The following is a 15,856-nucleotide window of genomic DNA, read 5'->3' on the forward strand; positions in this document are numbered from 1 at the left end:
GCCCCCGACTAAAGTTTTTCCAACGCCAGAATCGGCAAAGGGCGGCCCCGTTGGACCGCCCTAACGATTGATTCCTTCCGCGCTCCGATGTCTCGGTAGGCCCCCGCAGGGCCACCCCGCCCCGGGGCTCACGTGGCGGACAGCTGCAACGCCTGCAAGCGGGCAACGGCTTGATCGAACACGCCCATGTCTTTCTCCACCAGCTCGCTCCAGTTCACGGGCTCACCCAGCAGGTCCTCCATCATCTGCAGTGGCGGCCGGTCGAAACCACGGCCGAGAACACGCCGATAGCGCTCGGCAAAACCCTGCGGGTCCTGCTGCTGCATCGCGTAAAGACGTACCGCCACAAGACCTGCCGGCAGGTAGTTCACCAGATACAGCGGGTCTTCCACCATAAGCCGTTTGCCCTGCCAGGACGCACGTTGTTGCGGATAGGCTTCCAACGTGGTATCGAACGGCGCCATCACTTGCCGGGAAAGCGCATCGAGACCATCGGCGCCGGACAGGTTCCCGGCGGCGACACCGTCATACAGCGCCTGCTCAAGCATTGCTTCCTGGGCGGAGGTGAACACCTGCAGCACCATGTCCTCTACCAGGGACTGCTGGTACCACGCCTTCGCGCGCGGGTCGGCGGCCCGCCGCTGCAGTTCATCACGGAACATGAGCTCGCCGAAGATGGCAAATGTCTCGTTCACCCAGCCGGTGCCGTTGCGGTACAGCGGCGAGGCGCCCTGCGCATCCATCCACTGGCCATGCGCGGCGTGGTTGGCCTCGTGCACCAACTCCACATCCCCCGCCAGATCGTTGCGGAACCTGCCGACATACACCACCGAGGGCACGCCGGGTGCGCTGATCGAGAACGCGTCCACCACACGCCCAGCTGCATCAGTATCCATATCGATGCGGCCACCGGCAGGGCTGAGGATCGCCTGCAGCAGCGCTGCGTGGTCCTGGCCCACGATCTTCATGGAGGCTGCTGCGGCGGCCTGCACCTGCATCAGGGAAAGTACCGGCGGCACATAGCCCGGCTCCGGCATGCCCAGGTCCCAGGGCGCTGGGGCAGCGGCAATGCCGTTCTGCTGCAGGCGCTTGCGCTGTGCCGTATGCCAGGCCTCAAGATGGCCTGCCTTCGCTCTTACCGCCCCCAACATGGCCTGCACCTGCTGCGTATCCAATCCCATCCGCAGGTAGGCGGCCTGCGGCGCACTGTCATAGCCCAGCAGCCGGGCCTGGCCGTCGTTGACGCGCGCGACGCCCAGGAATACATCTGCCAATGCTTCGCGCTGGCGCGCGCGCCCTTCCCACCGTGCGCGCCACGCACGCGCACGCACCGCACGGTCCGGCACGAGGGCCAGGACGGCGGCCTGCTTGTCTGCATCCAGCATGCGGCCCTGCCAGGGAATCTGTTCGTAGCGGGTCGTGTCGCGCACGTCCCGGTACAACCGCCGGTAGCTGGACAGGGCAGGATCCGCGAGCAGGTCCACGGCGTTGCCGGCTCCTTCTGCAGGCGCATGCGGTGCGCGTCCCTGCCCTCGTTGGGCGAAATAACGGTAAGGCTGCGCCCATGCCGCGTCGGAAGGTGCCTGGCGGACAATCGTGCGGGCAAGCGCGGCAACGTCACCACAGACATCGCTGACCTCGTCCATGCCGGACCGGGCGGCCGTATCGTCGCGATCGCGGGACATATGCAGCTCCAGGTACGCGCGGTGACGCAGGCAGTGGCCATAGAGCATTTCGGCCTGACTGAAACGACGGGCCGGCGCGGCGTGAGTGTCGGCCTGTACCGACTGGATGGCGTTGCCCAGCGCCATGCGTGCCTGCTGCTCAGCGCTGCTGCTGGCGAAGTAGACCGTGTCGTCCACGCGCAGCGAGAGCGGCTCGGCGGCACAAGCCAGGAAGGGAGCGGAGAACGGCACACACAACAGCGCACGTCGAACGAATGGATTCATCTCTGCGTCCTTGCTGAAAGATCCAGAGTCTGCTCCGGATCCGGCAGTGTCAATGGCCGGCGCAACGTTCAAAAGAGGTCCTTCACCCAGCGCCAGAAACGGCAAAGGGCGACCCGGATGGGCCGCCCTGGCGGAACACTTGCTCTTTTCAGCCAGGGGCTACAAGGGCAGCAGCCGGGATCATCGGTCTTCCACTTCCGCGAACCGGATGGCGGGGTACTCTGCTTCCATGGGATCGAAGTCGGGAAAGGCGTCCTGCCATAGCGGGCGAACGGTGATGTAGCCTTCCCTGGCTTCGATCCTCACATGGACACCCACCTCGAAGCCGAACTTGCGTAGCCAGGTGCCGCGCAGCATCACGAAGGGAATGGGGCCGAAATGGTCGCGGTCGTTCTCGCCGAGCTGGGGCACGGCACGAACGTTGTTGAGTTGGCTGTACTGCATGCGCGGTTCGCGCGGGGTTGGCTGGTCTTCGAACGGCTGGGCCGGATTCGTCGTCATCATGGTCTACCTCCAACGTTGAAAGACCCTCGCCGGTGAGGGCGAGGGTGTCGGGAGGTCGAAAACCGTTAGTCACCAGACGGCGGGCGTATTCCCCCGTGAAGGGTCTTGTATTAACCACCCTCCCGACATGGGGCATCCATTATTTTGGTGACTGGAGTTTTCGAGCTCCGTCGACAACATCGCAGGCGGCGACGGGTCAAGGCAAAGAGATTGTTTCTGTTGAATTTTCTGATTCGATAGCCAGTGCCTAATGAATGTCGCCTTCGGCCCAGCACCATCCAGCATCCTGCGCTTTTATGTGAAGTTCCGCACAGGACTCAGGCGACCTCATGCGGGCTACTCACGCGCATGAACCGCATCCAGCCTGTCGGGATCAACATCGTCTGGCGATGCGCGGATTCTCCGACCGTTACTCCACCGTCACGCTCTTGGCCAGGTTGCGCGGTTTGTCCACGTCGGTGCCGCGCGCCAGCGCGGTGTGATACGCCAGAAGCTGCACCGGAATGGTGTGCACCACCGGGCTGAGCACGCCGGCGTGGCGCGGGGTACGGATGACGTGCACGCCTTCGGACTCGACGAAGTTGCTGTCCTGGTCGGCGAACACGAACAGCTCGCCGCCGCGTGCGCGCACTTCCTGCATGTTGGATTTCACCTTCTCCAGCAGGCTGTCGTTGGGCGCGATCACCACCACCGGCATGTCTTCATCCACCAGCGCCAGCGGCCCGTGCTTGAGCTCGCCAGCAGGATAGGCCTCGGCGTGGATGTAAGTGATTTCCTTGAGCTTGAGCGCGCCTTCCAGCGCAATCGGGTAATGCAGGCCACGGCCCAGGAACAGCGCGCTGTTCTTGCGCGCGAAGCGCTCGGCCCATGCCGCAATCTGCGGTTCCATGTTCAGCGCATGCTGCACGCTGCCCGGCAGGTAGCGCAGCTGCTCCAGGTACTCCGCTTCCTGCGCCGCGTCGATGCGGCCGTGCAGCTTGCCCAGCACCACGGTCAGCTGGAACAGCGCCGCCAGCTGGGTGGTGAAGGCTTTGGTCGAGGCCACGCCGATCTCGGCGCCGGCACGCGTGTAGCAGACCAGTTCGCTGGCGCGCGGAATGGCGCTTTCCGGCACGTTGCAGATCGACAGCGTATGCAGGTGGCCCAGCGATTTGGCGTACTTCAGCGCTTCCATCGTGTCCAGGGTTTCGCCGGACTGGGAGATGGTGACGATCAGGTGCCTGGGGTTGGCATACGCGGCGCGGTAACGGTACTCGCTGGCGATCTCCACGCTGCATGGCAGCCCGGCAATGGCTTCGATCCAGTAGCGCGCGGTCAAGCCGGCGTAGTAACTGGTACCGCAGGCGAGGATCTGCACGCCTTCGATGCCCGACAGCACTGCTTCGGCGTTCTTGCCGAACAGCTCGGCGGGGAAACCACCGGCGTCGATCGCTGCTTCGATGGTGTCGCCCAGCGCGCGCGGTTGTTCGTGGATTTCCTTCTGCATGAAGTGGCGGTACGGGCCCAGTTCCAGCGAGGCCAGCGATACATCCGACTGGTGCACGCCGCGGTCCACGGGCTGGTTGTGCTCGTCATACACCTGCACGCCATCGCGGCGGATGTCGGCGGTGTCGCCCTCTTCCAGGAAGATCACGTTGCGGGTGGCCGAGATCACCGCCGAGACGTCGGAGGCTACGAAGTTTTCGCCCTGGCCCAGTCCGACCAGCAGCGGGCAGCCCATGCGCGCGCAGACGAAGTGGTCCGGCTCGGCGCGGCTCATCACCGCCAGCGCGTAGGCACCGGTCAGCTCCTTGACCGTGCGCTGCAGCGCAGACAGCAGGCTGTCGCCGTTCTTGAGGTTGTGGTGCATCAGGTGCGCGATGACTTCGGTATCGGTCTGCGACTCGAACACGTAGCCCAGCCCGCGCAGGCGCTCGCGCTGCTCTTCGTGGTTTTCGATGATGCCGTTGTGCACCAGGGCCACGCCGTGGCTGATGTGCGGGTGGGCGTTGGCTTCGGTCACGCCGCCGTGGGTGGCCCAACGGGTGTGGCCGATGCCGAGCATGGCGTCGAAGCCTTCGGCAATGGCCGCCTTCTCCATCTCGGCCACGCGCCCGGTGCGGCGCACGCGGCGTACGTCGGGCTGGGTCTGGGTCTGGTCCAGCACCGCGATGCCGGACGAGTCGTAGCCCCGGTATTCCAGCCGCTTCAGTCCTTCGATCAGTACCGGCACCACATCGCGATCCGCGATCGCTCCCACAATCCCGCACATAGATTCAGATCTCTGCTGTCGAACGCCCATTCTAGCGTGGGCGCCCGGACGCTCTGGTCGCTGTCCGCTTAACAAAAGTGTCCGTTTCGGTGTCCGCGGACACCCGGACAATCGCGCCTGCTGGGCAACTCCTTGTTTTCAAAGGATCAAATGTTGGCACGCGGTGTGCTTGGTATACCGCAACCCAACCGCGAACGAGCCCGATGATCCGCGACACTTCCGCACAGGACCAGACTCTCTCCACCCCGGGCACGGCTGCGCCGTGGAAGCGCTGGCTGTGGCCGGGCATCGCCGCGCTGGTGGTGCTGCTGGCGATCGTTTTCGCCGCCCGCGCCTGGCTTGGCGCCAGCCGCTCATTCGACAGTTCGCGGGTGCGCATTGCCGAGGTCAAGCAGGGCGACCTGGTCCGCGACCTGGCCGCCGATGGCCGGGTGATCGCCGCCAACAGCCCGGTCCTGTACGCGATTTCGGCCGGTACGGTGGACCTGAAAGTAGTGGCCGGCGATGTGGTGAAGAAGGGCCAGGAACTGGCGGTGATCGACAGCCCCGAGCTGCGCAGCAAGCTGGCGCAGGAAGCGGCCACCCTGGCCGGGCTGGAAGCCGAAGCCAGCCGCGCCGTGCTGGATGCCACCCTGGCCCGCGCCAAGGCCAGCAAGGAAACCGACCAGGCCAGCATCGAACGCCAGGCCGCCGAGCGCGACCTGCAGCGCTACCAGCGCGGCTATGACGGCGGCGCGGTGCCGCAGATCGACCTGGCCAAGGCCAACGACAGCCTGAAGAAGGCCGACATCTCGCTGGCCAATGCCCAGACCGACGCCCGCCTGCAGGGCCAGGGCGCGGACCTGGATGCCCGCAACAAGCGCCTGCTGGCCGACCGCCAGCGTGCGGTGCTGGATGAAGTGCAGCGCCAGGTGGATGCGCTGACCCTGCGCGCGCCGTTCGATGGCCAGGTGGGCCAGGTGCAGGCCACCCAGCACACGCAGGTGGCGGCCAACGCAGCGATCCTGGGCGTGGTCGACCTGTCGCGCTTCGAGATCGAGATCAAGGTGCCGGAGAGCTTTGCCCGTGACCTGTCAATCGGCATTCCGGCCCAGCTCACCAGCGGCAACGGCCAGCCGTTCCCGGGCGAGATCAGCGCGGTGTCGCCCGAAGTGGTGGCCGGCGAAGTCAACGCCCGCATCCGCTTCACCGACAAGCAGCCGCAGGGGCTGCGCCAGAGCCAGCGCATGCAGTCGCGCGTGGTGCTCGATACCCGCCGCAACGTGATCAAGGTCGAGCGTGGCCCGTTTGTCGAACAGGGCAACGGGCAGGCCTACGTCATGGATGGCGATACCGCGATCCGCCGTCCGGTCCAGCTGGGCGTCAGCAGCCTGGGCGAAGTGGAAGTCCTGTCCGGCCTGCGTCCCGGCGACCGCGTGGTCGTCTCCGGCGCTGAACTGTTCGGCGATGCCGAAACCGTCTCCATCAACTGATCCGCCTTACCACTCCAACCAAGGAAACAGCCATGCTCGAGATGCGCTCGGTCGCCAAAGTATTCCGCACCGAACAGGTGGAAACCCATGCCCTGCGTTCGCTGGACCTGCACGTGCGCGAGGGTGAGTTCGTTGCGGTGACCGGCCCGTCCGGTTCGGGCAAGACCACCTTCCTCAATATCGCCGGCCTGCTGGAAACCTTCACCAGCGGCAGCTACCTGCTCGACGGGCAGGACGTGAGCACGCTGGGCGATGACGCGCGCAGCCGCCTGCGCAACCAGAAGATCGGCTTCATCTTCCAGGGCTTCAACCTGATTTCCGACCTCAACCTGTTCGACAACGTCGATGTGCCGCTGCGCTATCGCGGCATGCCGGCCAGTGAGCGCAGGCAGCGCATCGAACGCGCACTGGGCCAGGTGGGACTGGGTTCGCGCATGAAACACTACCCGTCCGAACTGTCGGGCGGCCAGCAGCAGCGCGCCGCCATCGCCCGCGCCCTGGCGGGCAGCCCGCGCCTGCTGCTGGCCGACGAACCGACCGGCAACCTGGACAGCCAGATGGCCCGTGGGGTGATGGAACTGCTGGAAGAGATCAACGCGGCCGGCACCACCATCGTCATGGTGACCCATGACCCGGAACTGGCCGCGCGCGCCCAGCGCAACGTGCACATCGTCGATGGCCAGGCCACCGACCTGGTGCGCGAACCGGTGCTGGCCACCCCGCGCGTTGCCGTCGCCACGCTCAACGACTGAGGCCCGCCACCATGCTCGCCTACTATTTCCGACTGGCCCTGCGCAGCTTCCGGCGCAACAAGGTGCTGACCGCGCTGATGGTGATCGCCATCGCGCTGGGCATCGGCGCCTCGATGACCACCCTGACCGTGTTCCATGTGCTGTCGGGCGATCCGATCCCGCAGAAGAGCAACCGCCTGTTCAACGTGCAGGTCGACCCGCGCCCGATGATCGGCTACCAGCCCAGCGAAGAGCCCGAAGAGCAGGTCACCCGCTTCGACGGCGAAACCCTGCTGCGCGAGAAGAAAGCCAAGCACCAGGTACTGATGACCGGCGGCGGGGTCACGGTGGAACCGGACAGCAGCACGCTGCGGCCGTTCACCACCGATGCGCGTTATGCGTCCACCGATTTCTTCACCATGTTCGACGCGCCGTTCAAGTACGGCCAGGGCTGGAAAGCCGACCAGGACGAAGGCCGCGGCCGGGTGGCGGTGATTTCCAAGGCGCTGAACGAGAAGCTGTTCAACGGCCAGAACAGCGTGGGCAAGCCGTTGCGCATGGATGGGCACACCTTCAACATCGTGGGCGTGCTGGACGAATGGAATCCCAACCCGCATTTCTACGACCTGGAAACCGGCCGCTACGGCGACAGCGAAGACATCTTCGTGCCGGTGTTCACCGCGCTGGACCTGAACTTCGGCCGCAACGGCAACATGAACTGCTGGGACAACGCCAACGGCGAAGAAACCGCACTCAATGCACCCTGCACCTGGATGCAGTACTGGGTTGAGCTGGCTTCGCCGTCGGATGCCGGCGACTACCGCGCCTACCTGGAAAACTATTCGGCGCAGCAGAAGGCGGCCGGTCGCTTCCAGCGGCCGTCCAACGTACGCCTGCGCAACGTGATGGAGTGGCTGGACTTCAAGCAGGTGGTGCCCAGCGACGTGCGCCTGCAGCTGTGGCTGGCACTGGGCTTCCTGGTGGTGTGCCTGATCAACACCGTCGGCCTGCTGCTGGCCAAGTTCCTGCGCCGCAGTGGCGAGATCGGCGTGCGTCGCGCATTGGGTGCCAGCCGCGGGCAGATATTCCTGCAGTCGCTGGTGGAAGCCGGCACCGTCGGCCTGGCCGGCGGCGTGTTGGGTCTCGGGTTGGCTCTGCTCGGCCTGTATGCGGTGCGCCAGCAACCGGTGGACTACGCCAAGCTGGCCACGCTGGACGGCAGGATGCTGCTGCTCACCTTCGGCCTGACCCTGGCCGCCAGCCTGTTGGCCGGTTTCCTGCCGGCGCTGCGCGCCATGCAGGTCACGCCCGCCATCCAACTCAAATCGCAGTAAGGATACGGAGCACATCATGGATATCCGACCCATCCTGACCACGCTGCGCCGGCACAAGACCGCCGCCGCACTCATCGTGCTGGAGATCGCGCTCACCTGCGCGATCGTCTGCAACGCGCTGTTCCTGATCGGCCAGCGCCTGGAAAAGATCAACCAGCCCAGTGGCATCGCCGAACAGGAGCTGCTGGAAGTGCGCCTGGGCGGCATCGGCACCCAGGTCAACGCCACCGCGCGGACCCGTGAGGACCTGGCCGCGCTGCGTGCCATCCCCGGGGTGAAGAACGCGGTGCCGATCAACCAGCTGCCGTTCCGGCGCAATTCCTGGAACACCAGCCTGTCGCTGATCCCGGACCAGGAACGCCCGAACTTCAACGCCGCTCAGTTCTTCGCCAGCGAAGGCACGCTGGATACCATGGGCCTGCAACTGGTGGCCGGCCGCGACTTCGAAGGCGACGAGTTCGCCAACCTGGAAGACGTGGAAAAGGACCTCACCCTCGAGCAGCGCGGTTCGGCAGTGATCCTGAGCAGCAAGGCCGCTACCAAGCTGTTCCCCGATGGCCAGGCCGTCGGCAAGACCATCTACACCGGCCGCATGCCGCTGCGCATCGTGGGCGTGGTGAAGGAACTGGCGCGCCCGGTGCCCGTCGAGTCCGACACCGGCTATTCGATGATCCTGCCGGTGCGGGTCAACTACGATATGGGCCTGTACCTGATCCGGGTGACCGACGCGGCACGCCGCCAGGAAGTGCTCACCGCCGCCGTGGCGGCGCTGGAGAAGGTGGACACCAACCGCATGGTGCGCGGCAAGCTCACCTATGAGGAACAGCGCAACAAGTACTTCCAGAACGACCGCGCCATGGTCGGCCTGCTGATCACCGTGTGCGTGGCACTGCTGGTGGTCACCGCGCTGGGCATCGTGGGCCTGGCCAGCTTCTGGGTGCAGCAGCGTACCAAGCAGATCGGCATCCGTCGTGCGCTGGGCGCCACCCGGGGCCAGATCCTGCGTTACTTCCAGACCGAGAACTTCCTGCTCGCTACCGTGGGCATCGTGCTCGGCATGCTGCTGGCATACTCGATCAACCTATGGCTGATGGGTGCTTACGAGCTGCCGCGCATGCCGATCATCTACCTGCCCGTCGGTGCGGCGCTGCTGTGGCTGCTGGGCCAGGTGGCGGTGTTCGGCCCGGCCCATCGCGCGGCAGCGGTGCCGCCGGCCGTTGCTACCCGGAGCGCATGACATGCGCCCTTCCGCGGCCATCGGCGCCCGCCCACCAGACCGCCCGTAAGCCGCATTTCCGGGCCCACCCCGCCGGTGGGCCCGGCGCTCGGGTACTCTCTGCCTACTTCCCGGTCCTTCGTTGCCGCATGCCCTCGATCCTGATCATTGACGACAACGCCAGCGTGGCCACCGCGCTGGAGGTGCTGTTCTCGCTGCATGACATCGACGCGGTGCATGCGCTGTCGCCGGATGAGGGGCTGGCGCTGCTGGAACAGCAGCCGGTGGACCTGGTCATCCAGGACATGAACTTCACCGAGGACACCACTTCCGGCGAAGAGGGCGAGGCGCTGTTCCAGCAGATCCGCGCGCGCCATCCCGACCTGCCGGTAATCCTGCTCACCGCCTGGACCCACCTGAGCAGCGCTGTGGACCTGGTCAAGGCCGGCGCTGCCGATTACCTGGCCAAGCCGTGGGATGACCGCAAGCTGCTGACCACGGTCAACAACCTGCTGGAGCTGTCTGAAACCCGCCGCGAGCTCGACCGCCGCCGTGCGCGCGAGCAGCGCGACCGCAGCGCGCTGGAGGCGCGCTACGACCTGCGTGGCGCGGTGGTGGCCGACCCGGCCAGCGAGCGCGTGGTGAACCTGGCCTGCCAGGTCGCGCGGTCGGAACTGCCGGTGCTGATCACCGGCCCGAACGGCGCGGGCAAGGAGAAGATCGCCGAGATCATCCAGGCCAATTCACTGGTCGCCAAGGGTCCGTTCGTGGCGCTCAACTGCGGCGCGATTCCGTCCGAGCTGATCGAGGCGGAACTGTTTGGCACCGAGGCCGGCGCCTATACCGGCGCCAACAAGGCCCGCGAAGGCAAGTTCGAGGCCGCCGATGGCGGCACGCTGTTCCTGGACGAGATCGGCAACCTGTCGCTGGGCGGCCAGATGAAGCTGCTGCGCGTGCTGGAAACCGGGCGTTTCGAGCGGCTGGGCTCCAACCGCGAGCGCCAGGTGAAAGTGCGCGTGATCAGCGCGACCAACGCCGACCTGCCGGCAATGATCCGCGACGGCCAGTTCCGCGAAGACCTGTACTACCGCCTCAATACCGTTGAGCTGGCGCTGCCGCCATTGGCCGAGCGCCCGGGCGACATCCTGCCGCTGGCCGAACGTTTCATTGGCGACGGCAAGCCGCTGTCCAACGCCGCCGCCAGCGCGCTGCAGCGCCACGCGTGGCCGGGCAACGTGCGCGAGCTGCGCAACGTGATCCAACGCGCCGGCCTGCTCGCGCAGGGGCCGCGCATTGAAGTGGGCGACCTGAACCTGCCACGCGCCGCGGCGGCGCCACGTGCGGCCACGCCCACGGCCGATCCCGACCGCAGCCGCATCGAATCGGCGCTGTCGCACAGCCACGGCATCATTGCCCAGGCCGCCGCCGAACTCGGCTTGAGCCGGCAGGCGCTGTACCGCCGCATGGACCGCTACGGTATTCCGCGCGAATGAAGCGCACCTCGTTCACCTTCCGCCTGTTCCTGCGCCTGCTGCCGGTGCTGGCACTGGCTGCGGCGGGGCCGTGGCTGCTGGCCTTCTGGCTGGACCACGGCTGGGGGGTGATGCTGGTGTCGGCGGTGGCGCTGCTGGTGCTGATGTGGTGGACGTTGCGCCGCGCCACCGCGCCGGTGCGCTCACTGCTGCGGGCGTTGTCGGGCACCACCAGCAGCTACCGCGATGGCGAGTACAACTTCAGCGTGTACTGGCCTGGCAACGACGAGCTGGGCGACCTGGTCCAGGCGCACCGTGAGCTTGGCGATGTGCTGCGTGAACAACGCCAGGGACTGGTGCAGCGCGAGCTGCTGCTGGACACCATGGTGCAGAACACGCCGGTAGCGACGCTGCTGCTGGCCAACGGCGGCGACGGCGTGCAGCGGGTGATGTTCTCGAACCTGGCTGCGCGCAAGCTGCTGCACAACGGCTGGAAGCTGGAAGGCCAGGCCATGCAGAACGTGCTGGAGACCCTGCCGGTGGAACTGCGCGATGCCATCGAACGTGGCGGCGACAGCCTGTTCGCGGTGCGCGGCCCGGGCGATGTCGATGATGAAGCCGATGACGATGACGAGCAGGTCTACCACCTGTCGCGGCGCAGCTTCCATATCAACGGCCGCCCGCACGATCTGCTGCTGATCCGCCTGCTCACTGCCGAGTTGCGGCGGCAGGAAGTCCAGACCTGGAAGAAGGTGATCCGGGTGATCAGCCACGAGCTCAACAATTCGCTGGCACCCATCGCGTCGTTGGCGCACTCCGGTGGCGAGCTGGTCCGGCGCGGCAAGACCGAACGCCTGGAGGAAGTCTTCGCGACCATTGAAGACCGTTCACGGCACCTGGAAGGGTTCATCCGCGGCTACGCGCGCTTTGCCAAACTGCCACAGCCGCAGTTGCAGAACGTGCAGTGGAAGCAGTTCCTGGCCGGGTTGCAGTTGCAGATTCCGTTCCGGATGGACGAGATTGCCGACGACCTGCAGGGCCGCGTGGACATCGCCCAGCTCGGCCAGGCATTGTTGAACCTGCTCAAGAACGCGCATGAAGCGTGCAGCGAAGCCGAGCCGCCCAACGATGATGTCGAGCTGCGCCTGACCCGTCTACCGCAGTGGCTGCGGATTGAAGTCCTGGACCGGGGCAAGGGCATGAACGAAGCGGTGCTGCAGAACGCGCTGATGCCGTTCTATTCCACCAAGCGCAATGGCACCGGGTTGGGCCTGGCGCTTACCCGCGAAATCGTCGAAGCGCATGGTGGCCGTGTGTCGCTGCAGAACCGCCGTGAAGGCGGGTTGTGCGTGTCGATATTTTTGCCGGGGTGATGGTGGGGTTCAGGTCGTTTCGATCGTTGTTAAGCGTCGGGGCGATGGCCGCGACCGGGGGAAAATCGGTTTTGGACGCTTGTGCCGCGCTGCGCGCGGTGTCCGGCCAACGGCCGGGGCTACGAATCGTTACGTGCCCATTGGGATCCGGATCAACCAACCCGTGGCTCCGGCCACCCGGTAGCGCCGGCCGTTGGCCGGCCCAGGCGGTGCCGGATTACTTCTTGACGGGTCGGTGCCAACCCTCGATGACCTGCTGGCGCGCGCGCGCCACGGTCAACTCACCTTCCGGCGCATTGCGGGTGATCACCGAGCCGGCGGCGATGGTCGCGCCTTCACCGATGGTTACCGGCGCCACCAGAGAACTGTTGGAACCGATGAACGCGCTGTCGCCGATGGTGGTCTGCGACTTGTTCACGCCGTCGTAGTTGCAGGTGATGGTGCCGGCGCCGATGTTGACCTTGCTGCCAATCACCGCATCGCCCAGGTAGGTAAGGTGGTTGGCCTTGCTGCCCACGCCCAGCCGTACCTTCTTGGTTTCCACGAAGTTGCCCACGTGCGCGCCTTCGGCCAACACCGTGCCCGGGCGCAGCCGTGCGAACGGGCCGATCTCGGCGGCGCCTTCGCTGACCACGCCGTCCAGGTCGCAATGCGGCTTCACCACCGTACCCGCGGCCAGTTTCACGTCCTTGAGCCGGGTGAACGGCCCGATGCTGACCCCATCGCCCAGTTCAACGGTGCCTTCCAGGATCACGTTGACGTCGATCTGCACGTCGCGGCCCACCGTGACAGTGCCACGGATGTCCAGCCGCGCCGGATCGATCACGCGCGCGCCCTGGGTGCACAGCGCGCGCACTTCGCGCAGCTGCCAGGCCCGTTCCAGCTGCGAGAGCTGCCAGGGATCGTTGGCGCCCTCGGCCTCCTGGGCATCGGCAACGAACGCCATGTCGGCAGGGGTGTAGTCAGTCGCTGCGGAAGCGAACACATCGGTCAGGTAATACTCGCCCTGCGCGTTGCTGTTGGACAGCTGCGACAACCAGGTGCGCAGCGCCGTGGATTCGGCGGTGATGATGCCGGTATTGATGGTGCGGATCGCCAGCTGTTCCTCATTGGCGTCCTTCTGCTCGACGATCGCGCCGACCTTGCCTTCGGCGTTGCGTACGATCCGGCCGTAGCCGGTCGGGTTGGCCATGTCGGCCACCAGCACCGCCAGCCGGCCCGGCTGGGACAGCAGGTGCTGCAGGGTATCGACCCGGATCAGCGGTACGTCGCCGTACAGCACCAGCACCGTGGCGGCATCGGGCACCTGCGGCATGGCCTGCTGCACCGCGTGGCCGGTGCCCAGCTGCTGGCTCTGTTCAGCCCACTGCAGGTCCGGCTGGTCGGCAAAGGCCGCGCGCACCGCTTCACCGCCGTGGCCGTATACCACGTGGATGGCATCAGGCCGCAGCTGCCGCGCGGTATCGATGACGTGCGCCAGCATCGGGCGGCCGGCAATCGGCTGCAGCACCTTGGGCAGGTCGGACTTCATGCGCTTGCCGGCGCCGGCGGCGAGGATGATGACGTGCAGGGCTTGGGTCATGGGGGTGGACGGCGATGAAAGGTGATGACTGCGATTCTAGAACGCCTGCCGTCAACGTGCTGCCTTTCCTGCAATGTTGAAACAACAACGCCGGCAGAAGCCGGCGTTGTCGGATGCAGCGGGAAGCGCTGGACCTCAGTGCTTGAGGGTCTTGCGCAGGCGCTCCAGCGCCTGCAGCTGAACCACGGCTTCGGCCAGCTTCTGCTGGGCTTCGGCCACGTCCATCGCTTCGCCACGGTTGGCCAGCATGCGCTCGGCTTCTTCCTTGGCCTTGCGGACCGCGGATTCGTCGATGTCCTGCGCGCGGATCGCGGTGTCGGCCAGCACGGTCACGACCTGCGGCTGCACCTCGAGGATGCCGCCGGAGATGGCGAAGTCCAGCTGCTCGCCATTGGGCAGGGTGACCACCACCTTGCCCGGCTTCAGCCGGGTGATCAGCGGGGCGTGCTTGGGCGCGATGCCCAGTTCGCCGAGCTCACCCGTAGCCACGACCAGAGTCGCTTCACCACGGAAGATTTCCTGCTCGGCGCTGACGATGTCGCAACGGATGGTGCTCATGATCAGGCCTTCTCAGCCATCTTCTTGGCCTTCTCGACCGCTTCTTCGATGCTGCCGACCATGTAGAACGCCTGCTCCGGCAGGTGGTCGTACTCACCGTCGACAATGGCCTTGAAGCCACGGATGGTGTCCTTCAGCGGCACGTACTTGCCCGGCGAACCGGTGAACACTTCGGCCACGTGGAACGGCTGGCTGAAGAAGCGCTCGATCTTGCGGGCGCGGGTCACGGCCTGCTTGTCTTCTTCGGACAGTTCATCCATGCCCAGGATGGCGATGATGTCCTTCAGTTCCTTGTACTTCTGCAGGGTCTGCTGGACGCGCTGGGCGGTGTCGTAATGTTCGTGGCCGATGACCAGCGGGTCCATCTGGCGGCTGGTCGAATCCAGCGGGTCCACGGCCGGGTAGATACCCAGCGAGGCGATCGAACGCGACAGGGTCACGGTCGAATCCAGGTGGGCGAAGGTGGTCGCCGGCGACGGATCGGTCAAGTCATCGGCGGGCACGTACACGGCCTGGATCGAGGTGATCGAGCCGTTCTTGGTCGAGGTGATGCGCTCCTGCAGGACGCCCATTTCCTCGGCCAGGGTGGGCTGGTAGCCCACGGCCGACGGCATGCGGCCCAGCAGTGCCGACACTTCGGTACCGGCCAGGGTGTAGCGGTAGATGTTGTCGACGAACAGCAGCACGTCCTTGCCCTTGCCGTTTTCGTCCTTCTCGTCGCGGAAGTACTCGGCCATGGTCAGGCCGGTCAGCGCGACGCGCAGGCGGTTGCCCGGCGGCTCGTTCATCTGGCCGTACACCATCGCGACCTTGTCCAGGACGTTGGAGTCCTTCATCTCGTGGTAGAAGTCGTTGCCCTCGCGGGTACGCTCGCCCACGCCGGCGAACACGGACAGGCCGCTGTGCGCCTTGGCGATGTTGTTGATCAGTTCCATCATGTTGACGGTCTTGCCGACGCCGGCGCCGCCGAACAGGCCAACCTTGCCGCCCTTGGCGAACGGGCACATCAGGTCGATGACCTTGATGCCGGTTTCCAGCAGCTCGGTGGCCGGGGACTGGTCTTCGTACGACGGGGCTTTACGGTGGATTTCCCAGCTGTCGCTGGCGGTCACCGGACCGGCTTCGTCGATCGGACGGCCCAGCACGTCCATGATGCGCCCCAGGGTACCGGCACCGACCGGCACCGAAATGGCGCGTTCGGTGTTGGTGGCCACCAGGTTGCGCTTCAGGCCGTCGGTGGAGCCCAGCGCGATGCAGCGGACCACGCCGTCACCCAGCTGCTGCTGCACTTCCAGCGTGATTTCGGTGTTGTCCACCTTCAGCGCGTGGTACACCTTCGGCACCGACTCGCGGGGGAATTCCACGTCGACGACGGCGCCGATGATCTGAACGATCTTGCCCTGACTCATTGCTG

12 protein-coding genes are annotated in these 15,856 nt (G+C 65.9%); 6 read left to right on the forward strand and 6 right to left on the reverse strand.

Annotated elements, in window-relative coordinates:
* Positions 1-128 precede the first annotated feature (128 nt).
* The 3 genes from J7J08_RS05220 to glmS all read right to left on the reverse strand — a co-directional run bounded on the left by J7J08_RS05220 (position 129) and on the right by glmS (position 4,704).
* Entirely contained in the window at positions 129-1,949 is a 1,821-nt protein-coding gene (locus tag J7J08_RS05220; RefSeq protein WP_214902234.1) for a M3 family metallopeptidase, read from the reverse strand.
* 180 nt (positions 1,950-2,129) lie between these two features.
* Complete coding sequence (locus tag J7J08_RS05225; RefSeq protein WP_214902237.1) at positions 2,130-2,453, reverse strand: SymE family type I addiction module toxin; 324 nt, start codon at positions 2,451-2,453, stop codon at positions 2,130-2,132.
* A 409-nt stretch (positions 2,454-2,862) separates the two neighbouring features.
* Entirely contained in the window at positions 2,863-4,704 is a 1,842-nt protein-coding gene (gene glmS / locus J7J08_RS05230) for a glutamine--fructose-6-phosphate transaminase (isomerizing) (protein ID WP_214902239.1), read from the reverse strand.
* A 203-nt stretch (positions 4,705-4,907) separates the two neighbouring features.
* Between glmS and J7J08_RS05235 the strand changes: the two genes are divergently transcribed.
* From J7J08_RS05235 to J7J08_RS05260, 6 genes are all read left to right on the forward strand, one after another.
* Positions 4,908-6,176: an efflux RND transporter periplasmic adaptor subunit gene (locus tag J7J08_RS05235; protein WP_214902241.1), complete on the forward strand. Its 1,269-nt coding sequence runs from the start codon at positions 4,908-4,910 to the stop codon at positions 6,174-6,176.
* 32 nt (positions 6,177-6,208) lie between these two features.
* Positions 6,209-6,928, forward strand: a complete 720-nt coding sequence (locus J7J08_RS05240; protein ID WP_214902244.1) for an ABC transporter ATP-binding protein — start codon at positions 6,209-6,211, stop codon at positions 6,926-6,928.
* Positions 6,929-6,939: 11 nt separating this feature from the next.
* Entirely contained in the window at positions 6,940-8,241 is a 1,302-nt protein-coding gene (locus tag J7J08_RS05245; RefSeq protein WP_214902247.1) for an ABC transporter permease, read from the forward strand.
* Between the two features lie 16 nt (positions 8,242-8,257).
* On the forward strand, positions 8,258-9,478 hold the full coding sequence (locus J7J08_RS05250) for an FtsX-like permease family protein (RefSeq protein WP_214902250.1): 1,221 nt from the start codon (positions 8,258-8,260) through the stop codon (positions 9,476-9,478).
* A 128-nt stretch (positions 9,479-9,606) separates the two neighbouring features.
* The gene (locus J7J08_RS05255; protein WP_214902252.1) at positions 9,607-10,950 is read left to right on the forward strand and encodes a sigma-54 dependent transcriptional regulator; all 1,344 of its coding nucleotides are present in this window, start codon (positions 9,607-9,609) and stop codon (positions 10,948-10,950) included.
* Complete coding sequence (locus tag J7J08_RS05260; protein WP_214902254.1) at positions 10,947-12,302, forward strand: ATP-binding protein; 1,356 nt, start codon at positions 10,947-10,949, stop codon at positions 12,300-12,302. The genes J7J08_RS05255 and J7J08_RS05260 overlap by 4 nt, the downstream gene beginning before the upstream one ends.
* 217 nt (positions 12,303-12,519) lie before the next feature.
* On the opposite strand, the gene glmU is transcribed toward J7J08_RS05260, so the two are convergent.
* The 3 genes from glmU to atpD form a co-directional block, all read right to left on the reverse strand.
* Entirely contained in the window at positions 12,520-13,884 is a 1,365-nt protein-coding gene (glmU, locus tag J7J08_RS05265; RefSeq protein WP_214902257.1) for a bifunctional UDP-N-acetylglucosamine diphosphorylase/glucosamine-1-phosphate N-acetyltransferase GlmU, read from the reverse strand.
* Between the two features lie 135 nt (positions 13,885-14,019).
* Positions 14,020-14,442, reverse strand: a complete 423-nt coding sequence (locus J7J08_RS05270) for a F0F1 ATP synthase subunit epsilon (protein ID WP_214902259.1) — start codon at positions 14,440-14,442, stop codon at positions 14,020-14,022.
* Between the two features lie 2 nt (positions 14,443-14,444).
* On the reverse strand, positions 14,445-15,851 hold the full coding sequence (gene atpD, locus J7J08_RS05275) for a F0F1 ATP synthase subunit beta (protein WP_214902261.1): 1,407 nt from the start codon (positions 15,849-15,851) through the stop codon (positions 14,445-14,447).
* Positions 15,852-15,856 lie beyond the last annotated feature (5 nt).

This window comes from Stenotrophomonas sp. ISL-67, assembly GCF_018612915.1.
GTDB lineage: Bacteria > Pseudomonadota > Gammaproteobacteria > Xanthomonadales > Xanthomonadaceae > Stenotrophomonas.

Coding starts and splice junctions, on each gene's coding strand:
- J7J08_RS05235 (WP_214902241.1), top strand. CDS start 4,908: ATGATCCGCGACACTTCCGCACAGGACCAGACTCTCTCCACCCCGGGC.
- atpD (WP_214902261.1), bottom strand. CDS start 15,851: ATGAGTCAGGGCAAGATCGTTCAGATCATCGGCGCCGTCGTCGACGTG.
- J7J08_RS05260 (WP_214902254.1), top strand. CDS start 10,947: ATGAAGCGCACCTCGTTCACCTTCCGCCTGTTCCTGCGCCTGCTGCCG.
- J7J08_RS05220 (WP_214902234.1), bottom strand. CDS start 1,949: ATGAATCCATTCGTTCGACGTGCGCTGTTGTGTGTGCCGTTCTCCGCT.
- J7J08_RS05245 (WP_214902247.1), top strand. CDS start 6,940: ATGCTCGCCTACTATTTCCGACTGGCCCTGCGCAGCTTCCGGCGCAAC.
- glmU (WP_214902257.1), bottom strand. CDS start 13,884: ATGACCCAAGCCCTGCACGTCATCATCCTCGCCGCCGGCGCCGGCAAG.
- J7J08_RS05240 (WP_214902244.1), top strand. CDS start 6,209: ATGCTCGAGATGCGCTCGGTCGCCAAAGTATTCCGCACCGAACAGGTG.
- J7J08_RS05255 (WP_214902252.1), top strand. CDS start 9,607: ATGCCCTCGATCCTGATCATTGACGACAACGCCAGCGTGGCCACCGCG.
- glmS (WP_214902239.1), bottom strand. CDS start 4,704: ATGTGCGGGATTGTGGGAGCGATCGCGGATCGCGATGTGGTGCCGGTA.
- J7J08_RS05250 (WP_214902250.1), top strand. CDS start 8,258: ATGGATATCCGACCCATCCTGACCACGCTGCGCCGGCACAAGACCGCC.
- J7J08_RS05270 (WP_214902259.1), bottom strand. CDS start 14,442: ATGAGCACCATCCGTTGCGACATCGTCAGCGCCGAGCAGGAAATCTTC.
- J7J08_RS05225 (WP_214902237.1), bottom strand. CDS start 2,453: ATGATGACGACGAATCCGGCCCAGCCGTTCGAAGACCAGCCAACCCCG.